The organism is Photobacterium ganghwense (genome assembly GCF_017329545.1).
In the GTDB taxonomy this organism is placed as follows: domain Bacteria; phylum Pseudomonadota; class Gammaproteobacteria; order Enterobacterales; family Vibrionaceae; genus Photobacterium; species Photobacterium ganghwense.
On the sequence record NZ_CP071325.1, the window covers coordinates 231957 to 257610 of the forward strand.

A 25654-nucleotide genomic window follows, 5' to 3' on the forward strand; every position below is an offset into this window, starting at 1 on the left:
TATAGAGAGCTGGCCATGGAACGGATCAACGTCAACCTTGGTGACAGAAGTTACCCAATCTCCATCGGCGCCGAGTTATTTGATAACCCGGCGCTCTTTTCCTCTGCCATTCCGGCAGGCCGACGTGTTGTCGTGGTCAGCAATGAAACGGTAGCCCCGCTCTATGCCGAGCAGGTGATCGGGACTATCCGTTCACTTCCTTGCGAAGTGTCCCTGCTGCCTTTAGCAGACGGTGAGCAGTACAAGACCCTTGATACCCTGAACCAAATCATGACTTTCCTGCTGGAAGGCAACTACGGGCGCGATGTGATCATCGTGGCGCTGGGTGGCGGTGTGATTGGCGACGTGGTGGGCTTTGCCGCATCCTGCTATCACCGCGGGGTCGATTTCATTCAGGTGCCAACAACGCTGCTTTCCCAGGTTGATTCTTCGGTGGGAGGCAAAACCGCGGTGAACCACCCGCTGGGCAAAAACATGATCGGGGCGTTTTATCAGCCGAAAGCCGTAGTGATTGACACTCACTGCCTGCGTACTCTGCCGGAGCGGGAATTTGCTGCGGGGATGGCGGAAGTGATCAAATACGGCATCATCGCGGATGCTGAATTTTTTACTTGGCTGGAAGAGAACGTGGATCGCCTGCAGGCACTGGATACGGAAGCGCTGGGCTATGCCATTGCCCGTTGCTGCCAGATCAAAGCTGATGTCGTGGCTGCCGATGAGAAAGAATCCGGTGTGCGTGCCCTGCTGAATCTGGGCCATACTTTTGGCCATGCGATTGAAGCGGAAATGGGCTACGGTAACTGGCTCCATGGTGAAGCCGTGGCTGCCGGTACGGTTCAGGCTGCCCGTACGGCTCAGATCCAAGGACTGATGAGCGAGCAGGATGTCGAGCGTATTATCCGTCTGTTGGAGCGAGCGAACCTGCCGGTTTCTGGCCCGCAGGGGATGGATTTTGACGCGTACCGTAAACACATGATGCGTGACAAAAAAGTGCTGGCGGGACAGTTGCGTCTGATTCTGCCAACCGGTATTGGTCAGGCTGAGGTCGTCGCGGGAGTACCTGAAGACGTGCTTCGTCGCGCGATTCAGGCTGCGTAACGATTTTCTATGAGTGCTGCGCTGCACCTCTCATCGTTGGACCTGGACTCCCAGGTCCAGTTGCTTTCCCGCTTACAGTTTCTTACCCGATTCAGTTCCCATCTTGTTCAAGTCACCGGCCCTGAGGGGGCAGGTAAAACCTGGCTGTCACAGCGTTATCTGGAGCACTGGGCGGATGCCGCACATCAGGCTCTGCTGATTTGTCATTCGAACCAAACAGACAGTCAGCATCGTCATTTTATCCTGCAACAATTGGCACCCCGGGCGGTATTTAATGATCAGGATCCGTTGCAGGACAGTATCGAACGCATTCTGGGCCACAGCCCGCTGAATGCCCTGATTGTGGTGGATGATGCCCATTTGCTGAGTCCGGTGCTGGTTGCCGAGTTATGGGCCCTGGTTCAGCAGGCGGCGCAGTTGCCCGGTTGGCAGGTTAATGTGGTGTTATTCAGTGTGCCGGGGCGATTAAATAAATCCCTGAGCCAGGTGTCCCATGGTCAAGCTGGTGCGCCGCTGGAGCTGGAAATCAGCCCGTTGGCGGAACCGGAAGTACAGACGTTTGTCGAAGTCATGGTTGCCGATGAGCCGCTGGATGCCCAGGGGCGACGCTGGTACCGAGAACAGGCCGCCCGTTGCCTGCCGCTACCGGGCGAACTTATCAAGCTGGAAGCTGAAGGGAGTTGTGACATGGAAACACAAGATGCACGCCGTTTATCACCCACTGTTATGCTGGTAGCGCTGATTGTTCTGATTGCGGCTGGCACGGCCTGGGTATTCTGGCCAGCTTCGTCACCGGAATCGGAGCGTCAGGCGCTTCCGCTGGATAATGCTGTGATGGTGCCGTTGTCAGACACCCCAGCGACAGATCGTCCGGTTATCGAGGATGATAGTCAGAACCTGCCGCCGGAAGTGGCCTCTGAAGGGCTGACCGTCGGTCGCAGTGACGGGCAGCAACGTGTTGTCGTCCCGGCGGAGGTAGTGGATGCCATGCTGGATGAGCAGTCACTGGGTGGTTCCGGCGAGCAAGCCGTCGCCGACAACCAGGCCAGATTGCAGCCTGCATTGCCGGAAGGTGCAGTTGCGAGTCAGTCAACACAGGTCGCGTCACCGTCGGTACCGACAGCGACAACTTCAGAAGCTTCGGCGCCTGACCAGAATGTTTCCGATGCCAAGCCTGAAGCTAAGCAGGCGGCAGTCCGTCAGCCTGCCAGCCCGACAATCAAGGAACGCGGTCATCAACTGCGTGCCGTGCCGGCAACTCATTACGCCTTGCAATTGGCAGCCATGCACAGCATGACAGCGGCGAACCAGTTTTTGGCTGACTATCAGGTGGCGAATCTGGCGACTGTGTATCAGACCCGCCGCAGCGGAGAGACCTGGTATATCGTAGTAACGGGCAATTATCCGAATGTGGCAGCGGCCCGTCGTGCCGTACAGCAGTTGCCGGCTAAAGTGCAGGGCGTGCAGCCGTGGGTAAAATCTTACCGGCAAATTCATCAGGAGATGGATCGGGCAAATTAAGCGGCCCCGATTGGGAGATATTTCCCCTCCAGCGGTATCAGAAACCGTATGAAATGGTGTACAATCCGCCACCTTTCGAAACAAAGTCGGTATTGGTGGTTAGCTGAATGAAAAAGCATCGTGCATTCCTGAAATGGGCTGGGGGAAAATATTCTCTGGTTGAGGAGATAAAGCACCGCCTGCCGCCTGCACGTAAACTGGTTGAACCTTTTGTGGGCGCCGGCTCGGTTTTTCTTAATACTGACTACGAGCAGTACCTGCTGGCAGACATCAATCCCGATCTGATCAACCTGTACAATATCCTGAAAACCCAGCCTGAGCAGTACGTCAAAGACAGCAAAGCCCTGTTTACGCCGGAGTACAACAAAAAAGGGGCGTATCTGGAGATCCGCGCGACATTCAACGCGACCCGCGATCCTTACCTGCGTTCCCTGTATTTTCTGTATATGAACCGCCACGGTTTTAATGGGTTGTGCCGCTACAACAAGCAGGGCGGTTTCAATGTCCCGTTTGGTTCCTACAAACGTCCGTACTTTCCGGAAGAGGAAATGTTTATGTTTGCAGAGAAAGCCAAGCGCGCGATGTTTGTCTGCGAAGGCTACCAGCAGACTTTTTCTCGTGCCCGCAAAGGCAGCGTGATTTATTGTGATCCGCCGTATGCACCGCTGTCGACGACGGCGAACTTTACCTCGTATGCCGGTAATGGATTTAGTCTCGATGATCAGGCGGCCCTGGCCGATGTGGCTGAACGAGCCGCCACAGAGCGTCAGATCCCGGTCCTGATTTCCAATCACGACACCACGCTGACCCGTCGCCTGTATCACGGGGCTGACCTGTCCGTGGTCAAGGTCAAGCGCACCATTAGCCGTAATGGCAGTGGCCGCAACAAGGTCGATGAGTTGCTGGCCCTGTTTAAACCGACGACCGAAAGCTGACCCTTGCCTGAGGGGCCTGCTTTGTGTTCCTCATACCGACTTCCTCAAACTCAGCGTCATAGCGCCACGGTATCAGGCACTGACCCACTGACTGATCGCGACCAGAATTGCAACAAACAGCGCAATCGCCACCACTCCGGCCACAATAAACGGCAGGGGGTGGGGCTGATTGAAGTCGATCTCACGGTTGCGCTCTGACTGTATCCCAAACAGGGCACCGGCAATGCTCTTGCACAAATTCGGCGAGCGATGAGCCCTCGGTGGCTGGTCACGGGATGACGGCGGCTGGGTTTCTGCCTGGGTTGCTACCTGAGTGGGTTCGGTCGATTTCGTTTTTGTCATCGCTTCGTCCTTAGTTTTATTTCGTCCTTTTTTTGCCTCGTCCTTAGCATTCTTGCCTCCTGACTGACGTTCCCCTGAATGCGACCTCTTCTTTAGTGTAGTGCCTTGTGCAGATTGTTTCGGCGAATCCGGTAAGGCAATTGTGGTAAGACAACACTGCCCGGATCGGGTAGAATTGCGCCAATTTCCGATATCGTTTTCGTAAATACCGTATAGAGGCTGAACATGAAGGATTTTTTGATCGCTCCATCTATCTTGTCTGCTGACTTTGCCCGTCTGGGGGAAGATGTTGAGAAGGTGCTGGCAGCGGGTGCGGATGTTGTGCACTTTGATGTGATGGATAACCACTACGTGCCTAACCTGACGTTCGGTGCGCCGATCTGTAAAGCACTGCGTGATTACGGTATTACGGCCCCGATTGACGTTCACCTGATGGTGAAACCGGTTGACCGCATCATTCCGGACTTTGCCAAAGCCGGTGCGACCATGATCACCGTGCACGCCGAAGCGACAGAGCACCTGGATCGCACCCTGCAGCTGATCAAAGAGCACGGCTGTCAGGCCGGTGTGGTGTTTAACCCGGCGACTCCGCTGCACTACCTGGACTACATCATGGATAAAGTGGACATGATTCTGCTGATGTCGGTCAACCCGGGCTTTGGCGGCCAGTCTTTCATCCCGGCCACGCTGGACAAGCTGCGTGAGGTGCGTAAACGCATCGATGCGACTGGCCGTACTATTCGCCTGGAAATTGATGGCGGCGTCAAGGTCGAAAACATCCGTGAAATTGCTGAAGCGGGTGCCGACATGTTTGTGGCGGGCTCGGCGATTTTCGGCCAGCCAGATTACAAAGCCGTGATTGATGAAATGCGCGCCGAGCTGGCGAAGGTGGCTCGTTAATGACGCAGTTCAACGACATTAAGTTCATCGCATTTGATCTGGACGGTACGTTGCTTGACAGCGTTCCGGATCTGGCTGATGCGGCGGAAAAAACCATGCAGGCGCTGGGACGTCCTTCAGTGACCGCCGAGCAGGTTACGACCTGGATTGGCAACGGTGCCGATATTCTGATTGGCCGTTGCCTGAGCCAGTCTCTGGACATCGATCCCGAGTTGGATCCGGCCCTTCACCGGGACGCACGTCAGCTGTTTGATCGCTTCTACGAAGAGGGCGGTCATCAGAAAAGTGCCCTGTACCCGGGAGTTAAAGAGACCCTGGCTGCGTTTCATGCTGCCGGTGTCCCGATGGCCATCGTCACCAATAAACCGGCGCAGTTCGTGCCTCATCTGCTGGAAGAGCACGGTATTGCCGGCTTCTTTGTGGACGTCATTGGCGGCGATACCTTCCCGAAGAAAAAACCGGATCCGTTTGCCCTGCACTGGCTGATGGAAAAACATCAGCTGGCAGCCCGCGATATGCTGATGGTCGGTGACTCGCGCAATGACATTCTGGCAGCTAAAGCAGCCACATGTTATGTTGTCGGTCTGACATATGGTTACAACTACGGCCAGCCAATCAGTGCCAGTGATCCCGATATTGTGCTGGATCACTTTAGCCAGCTGGCAGAAGTGGTTACACTAGGCAGCTAGTACAGTCAGCTGCCCTGACTGATCCCCGTTTTGATTTTAACAGCGGCCTCTGGCCGCTGCTTACTTGAGTGACATAGGATAATCTCATCATGACCAAACCCATTGTATTGAGTGGCGTCCAGCCTTCAGGCGAATTGAGTATCGGTAACTATCTGGGTGCGCTGCGTCAGTGGGAACAGATGCAGGATGATTATGATTGCCAGTACTGTGTGGTTGACCTGCACGCGATTACTGTCCGTCAGGATCCGAACGAGCTGCGTGAAGCGACCCTGGATGCGCTGGCAGTGTGTCTGGCGGTCGGTGTTGATCCGAAGAAAAGTACGCTGTTTGTGCAGTCCCATGTACCTGAGCATGCACAACTTGGCTGGTTGCTGAACTGCTACACCCAGATGGGTGAGCTGAGCCGCATGACCCAGTTCAAAGACAAGTCGCAGCGCCACGCGAATGATGTCAATGTGGGTCTGTTTGACTACCCGGTGCTGATGGCGGCCGATATCCTGCTGTACGGTGCCAACCAAGTGCCGGTGGGCAGTGACCAGAAACAGCACTTGGAGTTGGCGCGTGATATCGCGGTGCGCTTCAACAACATCTATACGCCGGATAACCCGATTTTCACCGTGCCTGAGCCTTACATCCCAACGGTTAATGCCCGCGTGATGAGCCTGCAGGACGCGACCAAGAAAATGTCGAAATCGGATGATAACCGTAAGAACGTGATCACCCTGCTGGAAGACCCGAAATCGATCCTGAAGAAGATCAATAAGGCCCAGACCGACACAGAAACACCGCCGCGTATTGCGCATGACATCGAGAACAAGGCCGGTATTTCTAATCTGATGGGCCTGTACTCGGCCGCGACCGGGATGAGCTTTGCTGAGATTGAAGCAAAATACCAGGGCGTGGAAATGTACGGTCCGTTCAAGAAGGACGTGGGTGAAGCTGTTGTGGCGATGCTGGAGCCAATTCAGGCTGAGTACCAGCGTATTCGTGAAGATCGCGCATACCTGGATGCTGTGATGAAAGCCGGTGCTGAAAAAGCCTCTGCCCGAGCGGCGGTGACGCTGAAAAAAGCTTTCGAAGCCGTAGGCTTTGTCGCTCGCCCGTAAGAGGCGTGCGGCGTAAGCTGGCAAGTGGTAGTGTGTCAGCCGGTATTGTGAGTCAGCACCATGATTGTCAGTACCACGCTGATAAGTACCAGAGTTAAGAAGAACCGGCCACTGGCCGGTTTTTTTTGGCCAAACCTTGCCTTTCTCCCTCTCTGCTGCACAATAGGCGCCTGAATTTTTCAGGGAGCTGATGTACCCATGCTGTTGATGATCGACAATTACGATTCTTTTACCTACAACCTATACCAGTACTTCTGTGAGCTGGGGGCGGAAGTGAAAGTGGTGCGCAATGATGAAATCGACATCGCCGGGATTGAAGCACTGGCTCCGACGCACCTGGTGATCTCGCCGGGCCCCTGTACCCCGAATGAAGCCGGGATCTCGCTGGCGGCGATTCACCACTTCGCTGGTCAACTGCCGATTCTCGGGGTTTGCCTGGGGCACCAGTCGATTGCGCAGGTGTTTGGCGGCGATGTGGTCCGTGCCCGTCAGGTGATGCACGGTAAAACGTCCCCGGTGGTTCATACCAACCGCAGCGTGTTTGCTGGTCTTAACAACCCATTGACCGTCACCCGTTATCATTCCCTAGTGGTGAAAGCCGAGACTCTGCCGGATTGTTTTGAAATTACGGCCTGGACTGAACGTGACGGCCAACGGGATGAAATCATGGGAATTGCGCACAAATCACTGCCCATTGAAGGGGTTCAGTTTCATCCGGAAAGCATTCTGACCGAGCAGGGGCATCAGCTGCTGGCGAACTTTCTCAGTCGTAAGGTCTGATTATTTTTCCTAGGTAGCATTTTCTGCTGCCTGTTTCCCTTGATTTTCTCCCAAACAGGTTTTTTGTAGTTTTGTCGCACAAAAAACCTTGTTGTTCCCCGCCTCAAATGACGCCTCTGGCGCGATCCTTGTCACCTTTTTTAACATTTGCTTATTTTTTTCAACGCCAAGTGCGGAGAAAGATTATGCAAATATTGACCTCTGTCGCGATTTATTTCCTCGCAGGAAAAACACTTTTCCGCGCATAGGCCTTAATAAGTTTTCCCAAGTAGCGCATAAATATGTCTGAGCCAGAGGAATTGCCAGTCAAATAGCGGGAATAAAAAAATTTTCTGCTATTGGAATTGGTTAATAAAATGTAAATACTATGCTTAGGGCAAAAATGATAGAAGGAAAAGATAATGGCAAAGGAACACAACGTAGATCGTCAGCTATTTGATGAGGTCATGGTGCCTTGTTACGCGCCTATGCAGATGATTCCTGTTAAAGGTAAAGGTTCTCGTGTCTGGGACCAGGACGATCGCGAATATGTCGATTTTGCCGGCGGTATTGCGGTTAGCTGTCTGGGTCACTGTCACCCGGTAATGGTCAATGCCCTGAAGGAGCAGGCCGATAAGCTATGGCATTTGAGTAATGTCATGACCAATGAGCCGGCTCTGCGTTTGGCTAAGTTGCTGACTGAGCACAGCTTTGCCGAGAAAGTCTTTTTCGCCAACTCCGGCGCGGAAGCCAACGAAGCGGCGCTGAAACTGGCGCGTCGTTATGCGGCAGATAAATTCGGCCCGGAAAAATCTGAAATTATTTCATTCAAACAAGGTTTCCACGGTCGTACGTTCTTTACCGTCACCGTTGGTGGTCAGGCGGCATACTCTGACGGTTTCGGTCCGAAGCCGGGTGATGTAACGCACCTGCCATACAACGACCTGGAAGCGCTGGCGAGCCACATCTCTGATCGCACGTGTGCCGTGATGATGGAACCGCTGCAGGGTGAAGGTGGTATTGTGTCACCAACGCCGGAATTCATTCAGGGTGTTCGTGAACTGTGTGACAAACACAATGCGCTGCTGGTGTTTGATGAAGTGCAGACCGGTAACGGCCGTACTGGTGATTTCTACGCGTACCAGGGCCTGGGCGTCACGCCGGACATCCTGAGCACGGCAAAATCGCTGGGTGGCGGTTTCCCTATCGGTGCCATGCTGACGACTACCGAGCTGGCGCAACACATGAAGGTCGGGACACATGGTTCGACTTACGGTGGTAACCCACTGGCATGTGCAGTGGCAGAAGCGGTGGTGTCTGAAGTGACTAAACCGGAAGTCATGGCTGGCGTGAAACAGCGTGAGCAATGGTTCCGTGACGGTCTGGCTGTCATCAATGCCAAATACCCAATCTTCGCGGAAGTGCGTGGTAAAGGCCTGCTGCTGGGTGCGGCACTGACAGAAGAGTGGCAAGGTCGCGCACGTGATGTGCTGCTGGCTGCAGGTGAAGAAGGCCTGATGATTCTGGTCGCCGGTGCCAACGTTGTGCGCTTCACACCGTCTCTGGTGATTGACAAAGCGGACATCGATGAAGGCATGGCTCGTCTGGAACGCGCTATCGCGAAAATCTACAAGTAATTCTGTAACACGCGTGCAGTGGTTGGCAGGAGCCTGGCCACTGCCAACCCGGCTTCGGCCGGGTTCAATTCTAATACGGTTCGCAGCGTGAGCTGCAACTCGCATCAGGAGGGAATTCGATGCTGGTTATACGTCCTATTACTGCCGCAGATCTGCCGGCGCTTTTGCAGTGTGCTGAAGAATCTGGCCACGGGTTTACTTCCCTGCCAGTGAATGAAGAGATCCTGGCAAACCGGATCAAGCATTCTGAACAAAGCTTTGCCAGTGAGGTAACGCACCCGGGGCCTGAAGGCTACCTGATGGTGGCAGAAGATACGGAAACCGGTGAAGTAGCGGGAACGACAGCGATTGAAGCTGCAGTCGGTCTGGACAACCCGTTTTACACCTATCACCTCAGCACCGTGGTGCATTCCTCTCGTCGTCTGAATGTTCATAATGTGGTTAAAGTACTGACTTTTGGTAATGACTATACCGGGGTTAGTGAGCTGTGCACCTTGTTCCTGCGCCCTGACTGGCGTCAGGGGCTCAATGGTCGCCTATTGTCCAAGTGCCGCTTCTTGATGCTGGCACAGCACCCAGAGCGCTTTGATAAAACGGTTATTGCCGAAATGCGCGGGGTTTCAGATGAGGAAGGTCACTCACCATTCTGGGAATGGCTGAAAGAGCACTTCTTCTCAATCGATTTCACACTGGCAGATTACCTGACCGGGATCGGCAAGAAAGGCTTTATCGCCGACTTGATGCCGAAGCTGCCAATTTACGTCAATCTGCTGAGTCCGGAAGCTCAGGCCGTTATTGGTGAGGTACATGAAAAAACTCGCCCGGCGCTGCGTCTGCTGGAGCAGGAAGGCTTTACCTGCCGGGGTTACGTGGACATCTTTGATGCCGGCCCAACGGTAGAATGTGATATTCGCAATATTGAATCGGTTCGCCATTCTAAGGTCTGCCAGGTCGAAATCGGCCAGCCAAGCGGCGACACTGACTGTATCGTCAGTAACACTTCGTTCAGTAACTTCCGTGCCGCAGTCGATAAAGTCGACGTCATGGATGGCGTGGCGGTGATTTCTGCCGAAATGGCAGCAGCGCTTCAGGTACAACAGGGAGATCAGGTACGCCTGATTGTCCAGTAAGGAGAACAATGATGACTCAATGGATCGCAGGCCGCTGGGTAGCGGGTGAAGGGGAAGCGATGCAGTCGCTGGACCCGTTTACAGGTAACGTGGTCTGGGAAGGCCGCGCGGCAACGGGTGAGCAGGTTGAGCAGGCGGTAGCCAGTGCGCGTCAGGCGCTGCTGAGCTGGCGTCATACCCCGTTTGCGGAGCGTCAGGCGATTGTCGAGCGTTTTGCTGAGCTGGTAAAAGAGAATGCGGAAGCGATTGCAACCGTGATCGCCGAAGAAACCGGTAAACCGCTATGGGAAACCCGCACCGAAGCTGGTGCGATGGTCGGCAAAATTGCCATTTCCCTGCGTGCCTACCACGAGCGTACCGGTGAAAAACAAAAAGATGTGGCGGGGACACAGGCTGTCCTGCGTCACCGTCCGCTGGGTGTTATGGCCGTATTCGGTCCTTACAACTTCCCGGGTCACCTGCCAAACGGTCACATCGTACCGGCGCTGCTGGCGGGGAATACCGTGGTGTTCAAACCGTCTGACCTGACGCCGAAAATCGCGGAAGAGACCATGAAACTGTGGCAACAGGCGGGTCTGCCAGCTGGCGTGCTCAACCTGGTTCAGGGTGCGCGAGCAACGGGTGAAGCGCTGGCAGGATCAAACGGGATTGATGGTCTGCTGTTTACCGGCAGTGCCAATACCGGCCACTTGCTGCACCGTCAGTTTGCTGGTCAGCCGGGCAAAATGCTGGCGCTGGAAATGGGCGGCAACAACCCGATGGTGATCTCCTCCCAGTATGGTGAGCTGGATGCAACCGTCTACACTATTATTCAGTCAGCGTTTATCAGTGCCGGTCAGCGTTGTACCTGTGCCCGTCGCCTGTACCTGCCGAAAGGGGAAGCTGGCGATGCCGTGTTGGCTCGTCTGATTGAAGTTGCCGGCAACATTAAAGTGGGTGGCCAGTTCGATGAGCCGGCACCGTTTATGGGGCCGCAGATTTCGGTTCAGGCCGCAGACAACATTATCCGTGCTCAGGCTAACCTGATTGAACTGGGTGGCAAACCGCTGCTGGAAGCGACTCGCGGCCAGGGCGCCGTGGTGACGCCGGGTATCATCGAAGTCAGTGATATTGCCGTGCTGCCGGATGAAGAATATTTCGGTCCGCTGCTGCAAGTGGCTCGCTATGATGATCTGGAGCAGGCGGTTGAGCTGGCAAACAACACCCGTTACGGCCTGTCTGCTGGTCTGGTTTCTACCGACGACAGCGAGTGGCAATACTTCATTGACCATATCCGTGCCGGTGTCGTGAACCGTAACCGTCAGCTGACGGGCGCAAGCGGTGATGCACCGTTCGGTGGTCCGGGGGCTTCGGGCAACCTGCGTCCAAGTGCGTACTACGCGGCAGACTACTGTGCCTACCCAATGGCATCAATGGAAGGCGACCACACTGAAGTTCCGGCGCAACTATCACCGGGGATCAGCCTGTAAGTCCGGGCGCCTGAGTTCACTTTAGTTAAGAGGATGGCAAACACATGGAAAGGGTAGAGAAACTGTTTGAAGGGCTGTGGCAGGATTACATTCAGCGTTTGTGTCCGTCAGCGGCGCAGGTTCATGACCTGCTGACCGAAGACGAACCGCTGCTTAATGATCATATTGCGTTGCGTACCTTCAACCTGCCCAAAGTGGGACTGGATCGCCTGGCGGCGCCGTTTATCGCGATCGGCTACAAACCGTGCGGCAAGTATCATTTCGAAGCGAAGAAGCTGTATGCTGAGCACTTTGAGCACCCGAACCCGCGTGCACCGAAAGTGTTCATCAGTGAGTTGATGGTTGGACAATTCAGTTCTGAACTGCAGCAAGCGGTGCGTGAGCTGGTTAACCAAGTACCGGAAGAGGCGCTGAATGATCCTGCGTTCCTGTACGGCGGCCGTTTGTGGGAGCTGGATTTTGCGACCTACGACATGCTGTCAGCAGAAAGTGAGTATGCGGGTTGGGTGGCTGCGCACGGTTACGGGGCTAACCACTTTACGGTCAGCATCAACCAGCTTGAGCAGTTTACCGAAGTGGTTGAGGTGAACCAGCTGCTGCGTCACAACGGGTTTGTCATCAATGAGTCAGGCGGTGAAGTCAAAGGCAGCCCTGAAGTGCTGCTGGAACAGTCATCGACCATGGCTGATCGGGTTGATGTCGGCTTTACGGATGGTGTTCACTCGATTCCGGGTGGCTTCTATGAGTTCGCTAAGCGTTACCCAATGCCTGACGGTGAGTTGTACTCGGGCTTTGTAGAAGCATCTGCCGACAAGATCTTCGAAAGTACGAACATGTAAAACGCCCATTTATCACAGAATGGGTCACCAAGCCTTGAGGGTCTGACCTTCAAGGCTGCTCTCTGGTCAAGAGCGATAACCGATCAGAATCCCAATGAGATGCTTTCCCTTTGCCCCGCAGCGGTTGTTGCAGGGCTTTTTTCGTTCAGGCTCTGCTGTTTCGTACCACATGTTTGTGGGATGGTGTTTAGTGCCAATTATTCGGTGCTAGGTGTTTAGTGTCAGGTGTTGAGTACTTGGCGTTTAGTGCCAGCGCATGGCAGGCATCGGTTATCAGCGTCAGTGCTGGCAATCCAGCGGTGGCAACGGCAGGGCAGCCGGACAGCCGTCCTGTAAGGCTGTTTGCTCATGGTAATGGCGGTTGCCGCTAAAGCCGGTCAACTCGACGGTGGCAGGCAACGGGGCAATGATAGCCGGGCTCAATGAGGGCTGGTGCGGGGAAAAACGCTCGATATCCATATCTGTTATCCGTGTCAGGACCTTGCATCAGTTGCATAGGCGTCTCTCCTGAATGTAGCACTTGTCCGGCCGGAGGCAAGGGGGAAAAGGGTGAGCGTGTCGGCAACTCTCGGATGTATCGCGCCGCAACGCCGGGCGATCTCTCGCGCTGTACTGGGTGTCGCGAGCATTCAAGTCCCGCCAATGTTGCTGCTAATGCCAATGTTGCTAAGTACGGTTCCTGGCAACACGGTAATGAGCGAGGGGGACGTCGTGAGAGGGACTCTGAAGCTGGGGGTGCATAAAGGGATAAGGGCTAGTTGGTATGCTGGTCGCAGATAATAAAAAAGCCGCTGAGCGCGGCTTTTTTCACTGACGTTGCAGCGGCATCTTAGCGCGTACCGTAAACCACGATGGTTTTACCGTGCGCAGAGATCAGGTTCTGCTCTTCCAGCATCTTCAGAATACGGCCAACCGTTTCACGGGAACAGCCAACAATCTGCCCGATTTCCTGACGGGTGATCTTAATCTGCATGCCATCCGGGTGAGTCATTGCATCCGGCTGTTTTGCCAGGTTCAGAAGTGTCTGAGCAATGCGGCCTGTTACGTCCAGGAATGCCAGGTCGCCGACTTTCTGGCTGGTCACTTGCAGACGGCGAGCCATCTGTGCTGACAAGCGCATCAGAATATCAGGGTTAACCTGAATCAGCTGGCGGAATTTCTTGAATGAAATTTCTGCCACTTCGCATGGGGTCTTCGCGCGAACCCAAGCGGTACGCTCCTGGCCTTCTTCGAACAGGCCAAGCTCACCGATGAAGTCACCCTGGTTTAGGTATGACAGGATCATCTCCTTGCCTTCTTCATCCTTGATTAGGACAGCAACAGAACCCTTAACGATGTAGTAGAGTGTTTCCGCTTTTTCCCCTGCATGGATCAACGTACTTTTTGATGGGTACTTGTGGATGTGGCAATGGGAAAGAAACCACTCTAGAGTTGGATCTGTTTGAGGTTTACCTGGAACCATATTACTAACTTCCTCTGCGTTTGTTGCCCAACAACGACGTCCCTATAAGTTTGAGGCTGGGCCTAACAATAATTTGTTCGCCGTTTAGGATATTCAGTCAACCGCTGGGCTGCAAGCTCACGTGAATAATTAGTTCAGAGTTTATCTTTTTTCGGCGCGTATTTCTTGATATTGATCTATCGGAAAAGGCCATTTCGTGGTCATAAGTGTGCACATGATCACACAGTTGTCAGATAGTGCCAAAACACCCTATTTTAGAGAAGGAGAAAGCCATGCAATCACGAGTGAAATGGGTCGAGAATTTGACCTTTTTGGGTCAGTCAAATTCCGGTCACAGCGTGGTGATGGACGGAAACGGCGGAGAAAAAGCGCCAAGTCCGATGGAAATGGTTTTAATGGCTGCGGGTGGCTGCAGTTCGGTAGATGTGGTTGACGGCCTGAAATCTGCCGGGCAGAAAATCACGGCCTGCGAAGCGCAAATTACCTCAGTACGCCGTGATCAGGCCCCGCGTCTGTTTACTTCTGCCAACATTCATTTTGTGGTCGCCGGCCACGATCTGGATGAAGCGGTGGTCGCCAAAACCGTGGCCGATTCACTGGAAAAATACTGCTCGGTTTGCCTGATGCTGGGGGAAGGGGTAGAAATGACGCACTCTTATGAAGTGATCGCTCAGGATTAATCGGCTATCGTCAGTTAACTGACGAGAACGCCTGATATGTTAAATTGCCGCCCGCCCGGTGCAATGCACTGGGCGGGCGGTGTCTTGTCGGTACCGGGTGCGGCGCTGAGGCCGGTTCGTTCACGCTGCTCGCTAAGCCAAACTCAATAACACCTCGTCGCGATTAGCTGATCTTGCCGGTATCAATTAACTGCTGGATCAGTGGACGCATAATCAGCTCCATCGCAAAACTCATCTTACCGCCCGGCACCACCAGGGTGTTGTGGCGTGACATGAAAGAGCCCTGAATCATCGCCAGCAGGTAAGGAAAATCGACTTTCTTGATACCGCGGAAGCGGATCACTACAAAGCTCTCATCCAGGCTCGGGATCGCCTTGGCACTGAGCGGGTTCGAGGTGTCGACCGTCGGGACGCGCTGGAAGTTGATATGGGTGCGGGAGAACTGCGGCGTGATGTAGTTCAGGTAATCATCCATTGAGCGGACAATTGAATCCATCACGGCTTCCCGTGAATGGCCGCGATCGCGGGTGTCGCGCACGATCTTCTGGATCCATTCCAGGTTGACAATAGGCACCATGCCGATCAGCAGATCCACATGTTGGGCAACATTGGTGTCGCCATCCACAACCCCGCCGTGCAGTCCTTCATAGAACAGCACATCGGTGTTTTCCGGTAAATCCTGCCACGGGGTGAATGTCCCCGGCATTTGGTTGTAAGGCACCGCCTCATCGAAGGTGTGCAGATAGCGGCGGAATTTCCCGCTACTATCCTCGCCGTACTGGCGGAAAAAAGATTCCAGCAGGGGGAAATCATTCGCCTGCGGGCCGAAGTAGCTGATGTGGCGGCCCTGCTCTTTGGCTTTACGGATTTCCACATCCATCTCCGGTCGGGTGAAGCGGTGAAAACTGTCACCTTCCAGCCAGGCGGCGTTGATGTTCATCATATTGAACATCTTACGAAATGCTTCCGAGGTGGTGGAGGTACCCGCCCCTGAGGACCCTGTTACTGCAATAATGGGATGTTTTGCAGACATGACAAACCCTGTCGTTAACATTAACGGAAAGAGTTATTAACAGGGTGGCGCGGTCAGGTCAAGCCGGATTGTGAAAAATGCCGACCAGAAAACGGAACGCGTAGAGGCAGTTAGCCCAGGTGACGGCGCAATTTAATATCCACGGTTTCGTGCAGTTCGGAGTAGACAATCACGGCCTCACCCCGTTCCAGTTGCTGGCGAACCCGGCTGACTTTCTCATCCATGCTGAGCTCACGCTCACCGTAATCGGTCCCTTCACGCAGGACAAAATGCTCAATCAGGTTGTTGAGGGTTTCGGGATCAATCTCTTGCCAGGGAATAATCATAGGAAATACTCGGTAGTTGCGAAATCTGGCGAAATTATAGGGGGAATTTCGCCAGTTGTAGAGCGCTGGTGCTAGTCGTGGTCGGCGTCTGCTGGCAGGAAAGGGCTGAACCATTCCGGCACGGTGGTTTCCAGCCAGAAATCCGGTCGCCGCCAGCTGCCGGTCACAAACCCGACATGGCCGCCGTACGGGCAGAGATCGTACACGATGTGCGCCGGTAACGGCTGCGCCGGGATCACGGCCTCGGTCATGAAAGGATCATCTTTGGCGTGGATGATCCGCAGTGGCGTGGTGATGTCGGTCAGTTTGGTCAGGCCGCTGCAGCGCTGATAGTAGTCCTCGGCATCCGCGAAGCCGTGCAAGGGGGCGGTCACCATATCATCAAACTGGCGCAGGGTACGGATCTGCTCAGCCTGATCCGGTGACAGCGGCATCGCGCCGGGCAACACGGCCAGTTTTTGGCTCAGGGTCCGCTTCATCGAGCCCAGCAGGTATTGTTGATACACCCGGGAAAAACCCTGTTCGATCCGGGCGGAACAGGCCGCCAGATCGAGCGGTGGCGAGATGGCCTGAGCTGCCAGTAAGTCGGATGAGGTGCCGGTTTCGGCCAGATAGTTAACCAGCATGTTACCGCCCAGCGAAACCCCGACAGCAAAAAACGGCTGGCTTGGCAATTTTTCCCGCAGCCAGCGCAGGAAAAAACGGGCATCGCTGGTTTCCCCGGAGTGGTAGCTGCGGGGATGGCGGTTTATTTCCCCGCTGCAGCCGCGAAAGTGCATCATCACGCCCAGCCAGCCCTGATTGTGGGCGGCGTGCAGCAGGCCATTGGCATACGGGCTGCGAAAGCTGCCCTCCAGGCCATGAAACAGCACCATGACCGGTTGCTCAACCCGGCAGGTATCCGGTGCTGCGGTCCAGGCCAGGTCGAGAAAATCGCCGTCCGGCGTTTCTATCCGCTGCGTGACGGGGGTAAACAGAGGCTTGCGCCGCAGAAAGCGGGGCAGCAGGGTTTGCAGATGGGGGTTACGCAGCCCATTGGCCGGTTCAAACGGAGTCATGGGAAATCCTTCTAGACCTTTTGGGTAAGTGTACGCGCTCCTGACGCGAAAGATCATCTGCCCTCAGGCGCTGCTCCCCGCAGCTGGTTGAGCAGGGTATCCGGTAAGCCGAGCTTGCGGGCGTAGTTGGCCAGATTAGGCGGCTGAGGATTGAGCTGATTGGCTGCGGGGTGAGGGGCAGGGCAAGACCTTGCCAGCGCCGCCAGCAGATCGCGGTGCTGGCGTTTTTCCAGTGCCAGCTCAAAGTCGAGTAGCTTGCGGTAGGCGGTGGGCGCCAGCCCGGGTTTCAGCTCCCGGCGCAGTTGACGAAAATGGCTGAGCAGGGCGTCGGTATCAGTCAGGGCGGCCAACAAGGCCGGCAGAGCGTCTGCCGGCAGCGCCTGTGCCTGAGTGTCCAGCCAGTGCAGCAGCAAGGCCAGGTTCACATTGCCCTGATAGCTGTCCTGTAAGCACAGGCATGCCTGTTCCACACCGGGGCGGGCATAATGCGTCAGAGCAAATTCCCAGAAAGCCTGGGTTTGGTCTGTCAGCGTATCAGGGGCAGGGTTTGGCATCACGGTTGTCCGGTTTAACTGATTAACGGGCCTGAAATTCCGCTTCCATGACTTCCAGCTGCTCATGCAGTTCCATCCAGGCCATTTCCACGTCTTCCAGCTCGTTTTTGGCGCTGGCTTGCAGTTGCATTTGTTCGTTCAGCCGGGCTTTGTTGTCCGCTTCATAGATACTGCTGTCAGAGAGCTGGGCCTCGGCATTCGCCAGTTTCTCGCCCAGCGTCTCCATCTGTTTGTCCAGCTTCTCAATTTGCTTGCGCAGTGGGGCTGTCAGCTTACGAAACTCCGCTTCCAGGCGTTTTTGTTCTTTCCGGGAGGCGGCGCTGTTGTCTTTCGATGCATCCGGCTTAATGGCCTGTTGTTCGCGGCGCTCGGTACGCTGCAGCTCTGTCAGCCATTTGTGGTAGTCGTTCAGATCGCCATTGAACGGCTCAACCTTGCGGTCATGCACCAGATACAAATCGTCAGTGGTCGCGCGCAGCAGGTAGCGGTCGTGGCTGACGATGACCATGGCCCCTTCGTACGATTGCAGGGCCAGAGTCAGGGCCTGACGCATGTCGAGATCCAGGTGGTTGGTCGGTTCATCGAGCAGCAATAGGTTTGGTCGCTGCCAGACAATCAGAGCCAGTACCAGACGGGCCTTCTCACCGCCCGAGAACGGGCCGACGGGCTCCAGGGCCTTATCACCGATAAAACCGAAGCTGCCGAGGTAGTCCCGTAGTTGCTGCTCAGTGGCCTCTGGTGCCAAACGTACCATGTGCTGAACTGGGGTGTCGTCCATGTACAGGGTTTCCAGCTGATGCTGGGCGAAGTAGCCTATCTTTACCCCTTGCGAGTAGGTCAGCTCACCCGCTTTGGCCGGCAGCTCACCGGCCAGCATTTTAATCAGGGTCGATTTACCGGCACCGTTGCGCCCCAGCAGACCAATTCGGCTGCCCGGGACCAGATTGAGGCGGATGTGTTCGAGAATCAGTTTGTCGGCATACCCGGCTGATACCTGTTCCATCATCAGGATTGGGTTCGGCAGGGCGCTCGGCTCGCGAAACTCGAAGCTGAACGGGTTATCAAACTGGGCCGGCAGCACTTTTTCCATCCGCTCCAGCGCCTTGATCCGGCTCTGTGCCTGACGGGCCTTGCTGGCTTTATAGCGGAAACGGTCGATGTAGGACTGCATGTGGGCAATCTGTTTCTGCTGTTTCTGGAATGTGGCTTGTTGTTGCAGCAGTTTGTCTGCCCGCTGTGTTTCAAACGATGAGTAGTTACCGGTGTAGCTGTTCAGCCCCTGGTTCTCAATGTGAACAATGCGGTTCACGATTGGATCAAGAAAATCCCGGTCGTGGGAGATCAGCAGCAGCGTGCCGCGATAACCTTGCAGCCATTTTTCCAGCCACAGAACCGCATCAAGATCCAAGTGGTTGGTCGGTTCATCGAGCAGCAGCAGATCGGAGCGACACAGCAGCGCCTGCGCCAGGTTAAGTCGCATCCGCCAGCCACCGGAGAACTGGGTCAGGTTCCAGTCCATCTGGTCCTGGGAAAAACCCAGCCCGTCCAGCAGCTCCGAGGCGCGGGCCCGGATGCTGTAGCCGCCGATGGCATCCAGCTTGCCGTGCAGTTCGGCGACCCGGGTACCATTATTGGCTTGTTCGGCTGCCAGCAGGTCTGCTTCCAGTTGGCGGTATTCCCGGTCACCGTCGATCACGTATTCCAGGGCACTGCGCTCCAGTGCCGGGGTTTCCTGGGCAACCCAGGCCAGCTCCCAGCCTGCCGGGTACTGGCAGTTGCCGGCATCCACGCTCAGTTCATGCTTCAGCAGCGCAAACAGGGTCGACTTGCCGCAGCCGTTCTTGCCGACCAGGCCGACTTTGTCACCCGGGTGAATCGTGGCGGTGGCTTTATCGAGCAGGATTTTGCCGCCGCGCAGCAGTTGAATATCGGAAAACGTGATCATTGATTGTGCCGGGGAGGTCCCCGCTCCGAGAAACTTGATACCTGTAGAGAGATGTGCGGCAGTCTAACGCAAAGCCGCCGTAACTGCTAATCCGTTCCGGCGGGTGAACCGCGGCGATAAATCCCTGCTCATACGAGCGTTATTATGTATTATGTGAGTATCAGGTAAGGTGAACAGGGCAGGCAGCCTCAACCGGTTTGTCTGCCGACAAGGAGTGTTATGACCTCACACGGACCCCCGCGCGTTCTGGTAATTTATGCCCACCCCGATCCTCAGGCCTCTATCGCCAATCGTGACATGCTCCGGGCGATTGCCGATCTGCCACATGTGACGGTGCATGATCTGTATGCGGCCTACCCGGATTTTTTCATCGATGTCAGTCGTGAGCGGGCACTGGTGCAGCAGCATGATGTCATCGTGTTCCAGCATCCGCTGTATATGTATTCTTGTCCCGCGCTGCTCAAGGAATGGATGGATGTGATTCTGACCAAGGGGTTTGCCCACGGGGAAGGGGAGCAGACCCTGGGAAAGTACTGGCGGTCAGTGGTGACTACCGGCGGGGCGGCAGAAGCTTACACTCCGGATGGCTATAACCGCAGCTCGATAGATGACATTCTCCGTCCTTTTGAATTGTGTGCGGCCTTGTGCCGGATGGAGTGGATTCCCCCTCTGGTGCTGCACTGGGCAAGACGGGTGCCGGTGGCCGAGCGGGATGAGCATGCGCGCCTTTACCGGGCGTGGCTGAACGATCCGCTGGCTATGCTCAGGGAGGTGCGTGATGGCCAGTGATATTTTGTCCAGCAGCGTGGTTTTTCTGGCCGCGGCCGTGGTCGCTGTGCCGATTGCCCAGCGGCTGGGGCTGGGTTCCGTATTGGGTTATCTGCTGGCGGGGATCGCGATCGGCCCGTGGGGGCTGGGGCTGATCTCCGACGTAGACGCCATCCTGCACTTTTCCGAGTTTGGGGTGGTCCTGCTGCTGTTTCTGATTGGTCTGGAGCTGAACCCGAAAAAACTGTGGCAGATGCGTAAGCCCATTCTCGGGCTGGGGGGCAGCCAGGTGGTGCTGACCAGTTTGGTCATTGCCTCGCTATTGCTGCTCGCGCAGTCGTGGCTACCAGCCATGAGCTGGCGGGATGCACTGGTGGTCGGTATGGGGCTGGCCCTGTCTTCGACCGCGATTGCTTTGCGGGTTATTGAAGAGCAGAACTTGGGCGGCAGCGAAACCGGACAGGCCGGATTCGCGGTGCTGCTGTTTCAGGATATTGCCGTGATCCCGATGCTGGCGTTCCTGCCGGTACTGGCCGGTGGCGGCGGCGGCAGCTGGCTTGATGGTGTCTGGATGCTGGGCGGGATCACGCTGCTACTGGTCGGCGGTCATTTCTTGCTGCGCCCGCTGTTTCGCTGGGTAGTGCTCAGTAACGTCCGGGAACTGTTTAACGTGGCGGCGCTGTTGCTGGTCATCGGGATAGCACTCGGGATGCAGTCGCTCGGGCTGTCGATGGCACTGGGGACGTTTCTGGCCGGGGTTCTGCTGGCTGAAAGCGAATACCGGCATGAGCTGGAAATTGCGATTGAGCCGTTCAAAGGGTTGTTGCTCGGGCTGTTTTTTATTGCTGTCGGGATGGCGGTCAACCTTGGGTTGCTGTGGGAATACCCGCTTCAAATTGTGCTGGCGGTGGCGTTACTGATTTGCGTTAAAGGGCTGTTACTGTACGGACTGGCCCGGATTTTTGGGATCCGGGCTAAATCGCGCAGCCAGATGGCGGCGATTCTCAGTCAGGGCGGGGAATTTGCCTTCGTCCTGTTTACGGCTGCGCAAGGGGAAGGGCTGCTGGGGCATGAATTGACCTCATCGCTGCTGGTGGTGGTCAGCTTGTCGATGATGACCACGCCGCTGATTTTGGTGCTGCAGGACAAATGGTTTGCGCGCGGCTTTAAAGCCGCTGCCCCAGAGCAACCGCAGAGTGATGTGATTGACCGCGAGCCGCGGGTGATCATCACCGGATTTGGCCGTTTCGGCCAGGTGGTGGGGCGGCTGATGTTCGCCAATAAGATCAAGGTGACGATCCTGGAACGGGATCCCAGTCAGATCCAGTTTCTGCGTAAGTTCGGCTACAAGGTGTATTATGGCGATGCGACTCAGTTAGATTTGCTGCGTGCCGCCGGCGCGGACAAAGCGGAAGCCATCATCATCTGTACCGATGAACCGGATGAGGTGATGGAAGTGGTGGCGTTGTGCCAGCAATATTTCCCGCACCTGAAAATTCTCGCCCGTGCCCGCAGTCGGGTGGAAGCCCACCAGTTATTGAGTCACGGGGTCGAGCACTTTTCCCGGGAAACTTTTGCCGGTGCTCTTGATTTGGGGCGTCAGGCCCTCATATCACTGGGCATGCATCCCTACCAAGCCAAGCGGGCAGAAGCTCACTTCCGCAAGCTCGATACCACAGCGCTGCGGGATTTGCTGCCGCAGCATTCAGAAGATGTCCACCTGGCGACGCGGGCCAAAGAAGCCCGCAAGGAACTGGAAGAAATTTTTGACCGCGAAATGCGCGGTGAGCGGGAGCGGCATAACGGCTGGGACTGAGCCGTTCCCATTAACACCCCACCGAGCGGCCGGAAGGCGGGTGCGGGTTGAAGGCAAGGAGCGATAATAATGGCGAAAAAACGGTTTATCGCCGGTGCAGTTTGCCCGTCGTGCAATAAGCAGGACACATTGCGCTGGTGGCAGGAAAATGACGTCGAGCGGGTAGAGTGTGTCGAGTGTGGCCATACCGATGTTCGTGCGCCTAAATCGGTTGAGCAGAGCGAGCAACTGTCTGCCCAGACGAAACAGCAAGTTATTGGGATCTTCAAGCCGGAAGACTGAATCCGGCTAGGAAACCCCACAGAGAATATTGGCATCTGAGTGCCATTATCCGGTATCATGCGCACATCCCTTGATACCCAGTTCAAAATTGGAGTAAACATGAAAGTCGCTAAAGACGTGGTAGTAAGCCTGGCTTACCAAGTGAAAACAGAAGACGGTGTAGTAGTTGATCAGTCAACTGTTGACGCACCACTTGATTACCTGCACGGTCACAACAACCTGATCGTAGGTTTGGAGAAGGCACTTGAAGGCCGTGAAGCTGGCGACAAGTTTGAAGTGACTGTTGCTCCAGAAGAAGCGTACGGCGAGCACATGGACGTTATGGTTCAGCGTGTACCTGCAGACGTATTCCAAGGCGTTGACGAGATCACTGTCGGCATGCGCTTCCTGGCGGATACGGACCAGGGTCCAATCCCGGTAGAAGTGACTGAAGTTGACGGTGACTTCGTGGTGGTTGACGGTAACCACATGCTGGCTGGCCAGACACTGAGCTTCAACGTTGAAGTTGTTGCAGTACGTGCTGCAACTGAAGAAGAAATCTCACATGGCCACATCCATCAGGGTGGCGGTTGTTGTGGCGGCGGCAGCTGTGGCGATCACGACCATGATCATGACCACGATCACGAAGGTGGTTGCTGCTCACACTAAGTGCCCCGTCCCTGGCGGACCGCGTCGCTTAACCGCAAATAAAAAAGGAAGCCTCGGCTTCCTTTTTTGTTTTTATTGGGCATCAAACGGCAAGGCTCAGTAATGGGGCGGTGGTGTCTCTTCAGACTCCGAGGCCATCAGCGAAGGCTGCATGCCTTTCACCTTGCCGACCAGAAACTGCATCTGGGTATGGATTTTATCAATCAGGAACTGTTGGGCCGTCAGTGCCTGATTCAGCTCCTCAATGGTTTGATCCTGAAACGCCTGCTTCATTTCCAGCTCATCAATCCGGGCCTGGAGTTGGTCAATGTCTTTCATTTACTTCTCTTCCGTCGTCCACAACTGGGCGATACCTGCCGAGGTACCAGAGGTCACGTTGCCCTCAGGTGTAATGGCGACATCATACACCACTGCTGCCGGTGGTCGAGTATCTTGTTGGGCGGCGGCTTCCCAGCGTCCCAGGTTTTGACCGCTACGGGTATCCCACAATTCGACCCGGCGTGCCGGGGTGCCGGTCACCAGGCGGCTGCCATCATCGGAGAAACGGGCGCTCGACAGGTTCTGCTGCCGCAGCCGGACCGCCAGATCCGATTGTTTTTCGCCAGTGTGCAGATCCCAGATCGCAATGTCGTTGCCGCCGTCAGCCGTCATGGCCAGTTTGCCGTCCCGCTGCAGGGCCACCTGACTGATGCGGTGGGTATGCGGGAAGCGATAGACAATCTGGCCGCTTAGGGTATCCCACAGATAGGCATTATAGTCATTGCCGCCTGACAGGGCGAAGCGACCATTGGGCGATAGGGCGACCGCATTGACTTTTTCCCGGTGAGCCAGGAACTCCAGCCGTCTTCCGCTGCCCAAATCGACGTAAAGTGCTTTACCGTTCGACAGCGCCAGCAGGACATGCTGGCCGTTGTTGGCTATCGCGACATCGCGAATGGTACCGTCGGAAACCGACCACAGACCTTCCGACTGGCCCCAAGCGAGATCCCAGACGGCAAAGTTCTGCGCCGTGGCAGTAATGGCAAAGCGGCCATTGTCAGCAATGGCACTGCTCAGAACGGTATTGTGATATGGATCTTGAGAACCAAAATCTGCTAACTTTTTGTTTTGCTGTAAATCCCACAGCACGATACCTTGTATGGCTGAGTGATAAAGCGCAAACCGACCGTCACGACTCAGGCTGAAGCTGGTCGCGCCTTCATCGGCCAAAGACCAACGCTGCTGCTCTGCACCGGAAAAAAAACAACCGCTCAGAGTGAGAAGTGCCACAATGAAGATGGTTATGCATCTTTTTGTTTGCATTAAGGTCTGGTTCCGTTTGGCTTTGTTAAGTAAGCATATAAAGTGAGGTCGCAGGGGGCTGTTAGCCAATCTATTACACGGGCCTCACAAAAGCGTGATAAACACGCGGCATACTGAGACCAGCGCTGAACGTCGGTCCGTCTGCACTGTCGCTATAGTAATACAGTTTGACCGGAGACCATACCGGCCCCGGTCGCCCCGGCATGATACCGGACAATATTGAGAGGGAGATCGCTCCCGCACGAACCGTTTTTAGGGGACTTTCCAGCGCTAGGTGGAGAGCCGAGAGCAATACACCTTCCCTCAACACATGATGGAGAAATACATGAAACCTGTTCTAAAGATGTCTGTTTTGGCCGCAACTATTCTGCTCGCCGTCGGCTGTCAAGATGAAAAAACTGCGGAAACGAAACCGGCTGAGCCTGCAAAAGTAGAGCAGGTCGCAACAGAATCTGCTGCACCGGCCACCTTTGCCACGGAAGATGATAAAGCGGCTTACGCCATTGGCGCGTCACTGGCACAATACCTGGCGGCTAACCTGGATCAGCAAAAAGAGCTTGGCCTGTCGCTGAGCCGCGATCAGGTTCTGGCGGGTGTGACTGATGTGTTTGCCGGCAACAGCCGTCTGTCTCAGGAAGAAACACAGCAAGCGCTGCAGGATTTGGATCACCGCGTTTCTGAAATGGTTCAGCAGCAAGCCAAAGCGGAAGCGGATAAAAACCTGAAAGCCGGTGAAAAGTTCCGCGCAGAATTTGAGAAAAAAGACGGTGTAGTGAAAACAGAATCTGGCCTGCTGTACCACGTAGAGACAGCGGGTGAAGGCGACAAGCCAGCTGCGACTGACACCGTAAAAGTGCACTACAAAGGCACACTGACCGACGGTACCGAGTTTGACAGCTCTTACAAGCGTAATCAGCCTGCGACGTTCCCGCTGAATCAAGTGATTCCGGGCTGGACGGAAGGTGTTCAGCTGATGCCGGTTGGTTCGAAGTACACGTTCGTTATCCCGCCAGAGCTGGCATACGGTTCACAGGCCAACCCAAGCATTCCGGCAAATTCAACGTTGGTGTTTGAAGTGGAATTGCTGGATATCGTGAAAGCCGATGCCCCTGCGGCAGAAGTACAGGAAAGTGCGGCACAGTAACACGCCTGCACCATATTTAATGCGTCACTGGTAGCCAATCTGCTGGTGAACAATCCCAAAAACCCGGCTCAAGCCGGGTTTTTTGTGCATTACAGCAGGATTCGTGGCTATCAAGTATTCAGGCTCCTGTCATTATTCTGATAAACTTGCAAGCAAGATTTGAATTGTATGGTCCACTGCTGCATCAACCGGCAGGGCAGGACTAGCCCAT

Annotated in this window: 27 protein-coding genes; 17 read left to right on the forward strand and 10 right to left on the reverse strand. The window is 55.2% G+C overall.

Annotated features, from left to right (window positions below):
* The first annotated feature begins 15 nt into the window (after window positions 1-15).
* The 3 genes from aroB (at window position 16) to FH974_RS01100 (ending at window position 3554) form a co-directional block, all read left to right on the forward strand.
* Entirely contained in the window at window positions 16-1098 is a 1083-nt protein-coding gene (gene aroB, locus FH974_RS01090) for a 3-dehydroquinate synthase (protein WP_047887155.1), read from the forward strand.
* Between the two features lie 9 nt (window positions 1099-1107).
* A complete protein-coding gene (locus FH974_RS01095) occupies window positions 1108-2619 on the forward strand; it encodes an AAA family ATPase (RefSeq protein WP_047887154.1) in 1512 nt (503 codons plus the stop codon).
* Between the two features lie 107 nt (window positions 2620-2726).
* On the forward strand, window positions 2727-3554 hold the full coding sequence (locus tag FH974_RS01100; protein WP_047887153.1) for a Dam family site-specific DNA-(adenine-N6)-methyltransferase: 828 nt from the start codon (window positions 2727-2729) through the stop codon (window positions 3552-3554).
* Between the two features lie 72 nt (window positions 3555-3626).
* Here FH974_RS01100 and FH974_RS01105 read toward each other — a convergent pair whose 3' ends face one another.
* Window positions 3627-3896 (reverse strand): DUF2970 domain-containing protein, encoded by a 270-nt coding sequence (locus FH974_RS01105; RefSeq protein WP_047887152.1) that lies wholly within the window; start codon window positions 3894-3896, stop codon window positions 3627-3629.
* A 225-nt stretch (window positions 3897-4121) separates the two neighbouring features.
* On the opposite strand from FH974_RS01105, the gene rpe reads away from it, so the two are divergent.
* From rpe to FH974_RS01145, 8 genes are all read left to right on the forward strand, one after another.
* Entirely contained in the window at window positions 4122-4796 is a 675-nt protein-coding gene (gene rpe / locus FH974_RS01110) for a ribulose-phosphate 3-epimerase (protein WP_047887151.1), read from the forward strand.
* The gene (locus FH974_RS01115; RefSeq protein WP_047887150.1) at window positions 4796-5485 is read left to right on the forward strand and encodes a phosphoglycolate phosphatase; all 690 of its coding nucleotides are present in this window, start codon (window positions 4796-4798) and stop codon (window positions 5483-5485) included. The genes rpe and FH974_RS01115 overlap by 1 nt, the downstream gene beginning before the upstream one ends.
* Window positions 5486-5574: 89 nt before the next feature.
* Window positions 5575-6591 carry a tryptophan--tRNA ligase gene (trpS, locus tag FH974_RS01120; RefSeq protein WP_047887149.1) on the forward strand — a complete coding sequence of 339 codons (1017 nt, stop codon included), beginning with the start codon at window positions 5575-5577 and terminating at the stop codon, window positions 6589-6591.
* Between the two features lie 198 nt (window positions 6592-6789).
* Window positions 6790-7371 (forward strand): aminodeoxychorismate/anthranilate synthase component II, encoded by a 582-nt coding sequence (locus tag FH974_RS01125; RefSeq protein WP_047887148.1) that lies wholly within the window; start codon window positions 6790-6792, stop codon window positions 7369-7371.
* Between the two features lie 401 nt (window positions 7372-7772).
* Entirely contained in the window at window positions 7773-8987 is a 1215-nt protein-coding gene (locus FH974_RS01130; protein WP_047887147.1) for an aspartate aminotransferase family protein, read from the forward strand.
* Between the two features lie 119 nt (window positions 8988-9106).
* Window positions 9107-10117, forward strand: coding sequence for an arginine N-succinyltransferase (gene astA / locus FH974_RS01135; protein WP_047887146.1), 1011 nt, complete (start codon window positions 9107-9109; stop codon window positions 10115-10117).
* Window positions 10118-10128: 11 nt separating this feature from the next.
* Window positions 10129-11586: a succinylglutamate-semialdehyde dehydrogenase gene (gene astD / locus FH974_RS01140; protein WP_047887145.1), complete on the forward strand. Its 1458-nt coding sequence runs from the start codon at window positions 10129-10131 to the stop codon at window positions 11584-11586.
* Window positions 11587-11630: 44 nt separating this feature from the next.
* Window positions 11631-12425, forward strand: a complete 795-nt coding sequence (locus tag FH974_RS01145; protein WP_047887144.1) for a DUF1338 domain-containing protein — start codon at window positions 11631-11633, stop codon at window positions 12423-12425.
* 279 nt (window positions 12426-12704) lie between these two features.
* Here FH974_RS01145 and FH974_RS01150 read toward each other — a convergent pair whose 3' ends face one another.
* Complete coding sequence (locus FH974_RS01150) at window positions 12705-12884, reverse strand: hypothetical protein (RefSeq protein WP_047887143.1); 180 nt, start codon at window positions 12882-12884, stop codon at window positions 12705-12707.
* 370 nt (window positions 12885-13254) lie between these two features.
* Window positions 13255-13887, reverse strand: a complete 633-nt coding sequence (crp, locus tag FH974_RS01155) for a cAMP-activated global transcriptional regulator CRP (RefSeq protein ID WP_027250650.1) — start codon at window positions 13885-13887, stop codon at window positions 13255-13257.
* Between the two features lie 272 nt (window positions 13888-14159).
* Here crp and FH974_RS01160 point away from each other — a divergent pair, with 272 nt between their 5' ends.
* Entirely contained in the window at window positions 14160-14567 is a 408-nt protein-coding gene (locus tag FH974_RS01160; RefSeq protein ID WP_047887142.1) for an OsmC family protein, read from the forward strand.
* A gap of 163 nt (window positions 14568-14730) precedes the next feature.
* Here the strand turns inward: FH974_RS01160 and FH974_RS01165 are convergent, their stop codons facing one another.
* The 5 genes from FH974_RS01165 to FH974_RS01185 form a co-directional block, all read right to left on the reverse strand.
* The gene (locus tag FH974_RS01165; RefSeq protein ID WP_047887141.1) at window positions 14731-15600 is read right to left on the reverse strand and encodes a phosphoribulokinase; all 870 of its coding nucleotides are present in this window, start codon (window positions 15598-15600) and stop codon (window positions 14731-14733) included.
* A 110-nt stretch (window positions 15601-15710) separates the two neighbouring features.
* Window positions 15711-15926: a YheU family protein gene (locus FH974_RS01170; RefSeq protein WP_047887140.1), complete on the reverse strand. Its 216-nt coding sequence runs from the start codon at window positions 15924-15926 to the stop codon at window positions 15711-15713.
* Between the two features lie 71 nt (window positions 15927-15997).
* On the reverse strand, window positions 15998-16984 hold the full coding sequence (locus tag FH974_RS01175) for a hydrolase (RefSeq protein WP_047887139.1): 987 nt from the start codon (window positions 16982-16984) through the stop codon (window positions 15998-16000).
* A gap of 53 nt (window positions 16985-17037) precedes the next feature.
* On the reverse strand, window positions 17038-17538 hold the full coding sequence (locus FH974_RS01180; RefSeq protein ID WP_047887138.1) for a TIGR02444 family protein: 501 nt from the start codon (window positions 17536-17538) through the stop codon (window positions 17038-17040).
* Window positions 17539-17560: 22 nt separating this feature from the next.
* Window positions 17561-19483 (reverse strand): ABC transporter ATP-binding protein, encoded by a 1923-nt coding sequence (locus tag FH974_RS01185; protein WP_047887137.1) that lies wholly within the window; start codon window positions 19481-19483, stop codon window positions 17561-17563.
* 219 nt (window positions 19484-19702) lie between these two features.
* On the opposite strand from FH974_RS01185, the gene kefG reads away from it, so the two are divergent.
* The 4 genes from kefG (at window position 19703) to slyD (ending at window position 22997) form a co-directional block, all read left to right on the forward strand.
* Entirely contained in the window at window positions 19703-20272 is a 570-nt protein-coding gene (gene kefG / locus FH974_RS01190; protein ID WP_047887136.1) for a glutathione-regulated potassium-efflux system ancillary protein KefG, read from the forward strand.
* A complete protein-coding gene (kefB, locus tag FH974_RS01195; RefSeq protein ID WP_047887135.1) occupies window positions 20262-22067 on the forward strand; it encodes a glutathione-regulated potassium-efflux system protein KefB in 1806 nt (601 codons plus the stop codon). Before kefG ends, kefB begins: the two co-directional genes overlap by 11 nt.
* A gap of 69 nt (window positions 22068-22136) precedes the next feature.
* Complete coding sequence (locus tag FH974_RS01200) at window positions 22137-22349, forward strand: YheV family putative zinc ribbon protein (RefSeq protein ID WP_047887134.1); 213 nt, start codon at window positions 22137-22139, stop codon at window positions 22347-22349.
* 99 nt (window positions 22350-22448) lie between these two features.
* Window positions 22449-22997, forward strand: a complete 549-nt coding sequence (gene slyD, locus FH974_RS01205; RefSeq protein WP_047887133.1) for a peptidylprolyl isomerase — start codon at window positions 22449-22451, stop codon at window positions 22995-22997.
* 96 nt (window positions 22998-23093) lie between these two features.
* Here the strand turns inward: slyD and FH974_RS01210 are convergent, their stop codons facing one another.
* Together FH974_RS01210 and FH974_RS01215 are read right to left on the reverse strand one after the other, a co-directional pair.
* Entirely contained in the window at window positions 23094-23315 is a 222-nt protein-coding gene (locus FH974_RS01210) for a SlyX family protein (RefSeq protein ID WP_047887132.1), read from the reverse strand.
* Entirely contained in the window at window positions 23316-24299 is a 984-nt protein-coding gene (locus FH974_RS01215) for a WD40 repeat domain-containing protein (RefSeq protein WP_047887131.1), read from the reverse strand.
* Window positions 24300-24624: 325 nt separating this feature from the next.
* Here FH974_RS01215 and fkpA point away from each other — a divergent pair, with 325 nt between their 5' ends.
* Window positions 24625-25443, forward strand: coding sequence for an FKBP-type peptidyl-prolyl cis-trans isomerase (fkpA, locus tag FH974_RS01220; protein WP_047887130.1), 819 nt, complete (start codon window positions 24625-24627; stop codon window positions 25441-25443).
* The last annotated feature ends 211 nt before the right edge of the window (window positions 25444-25654 follow it).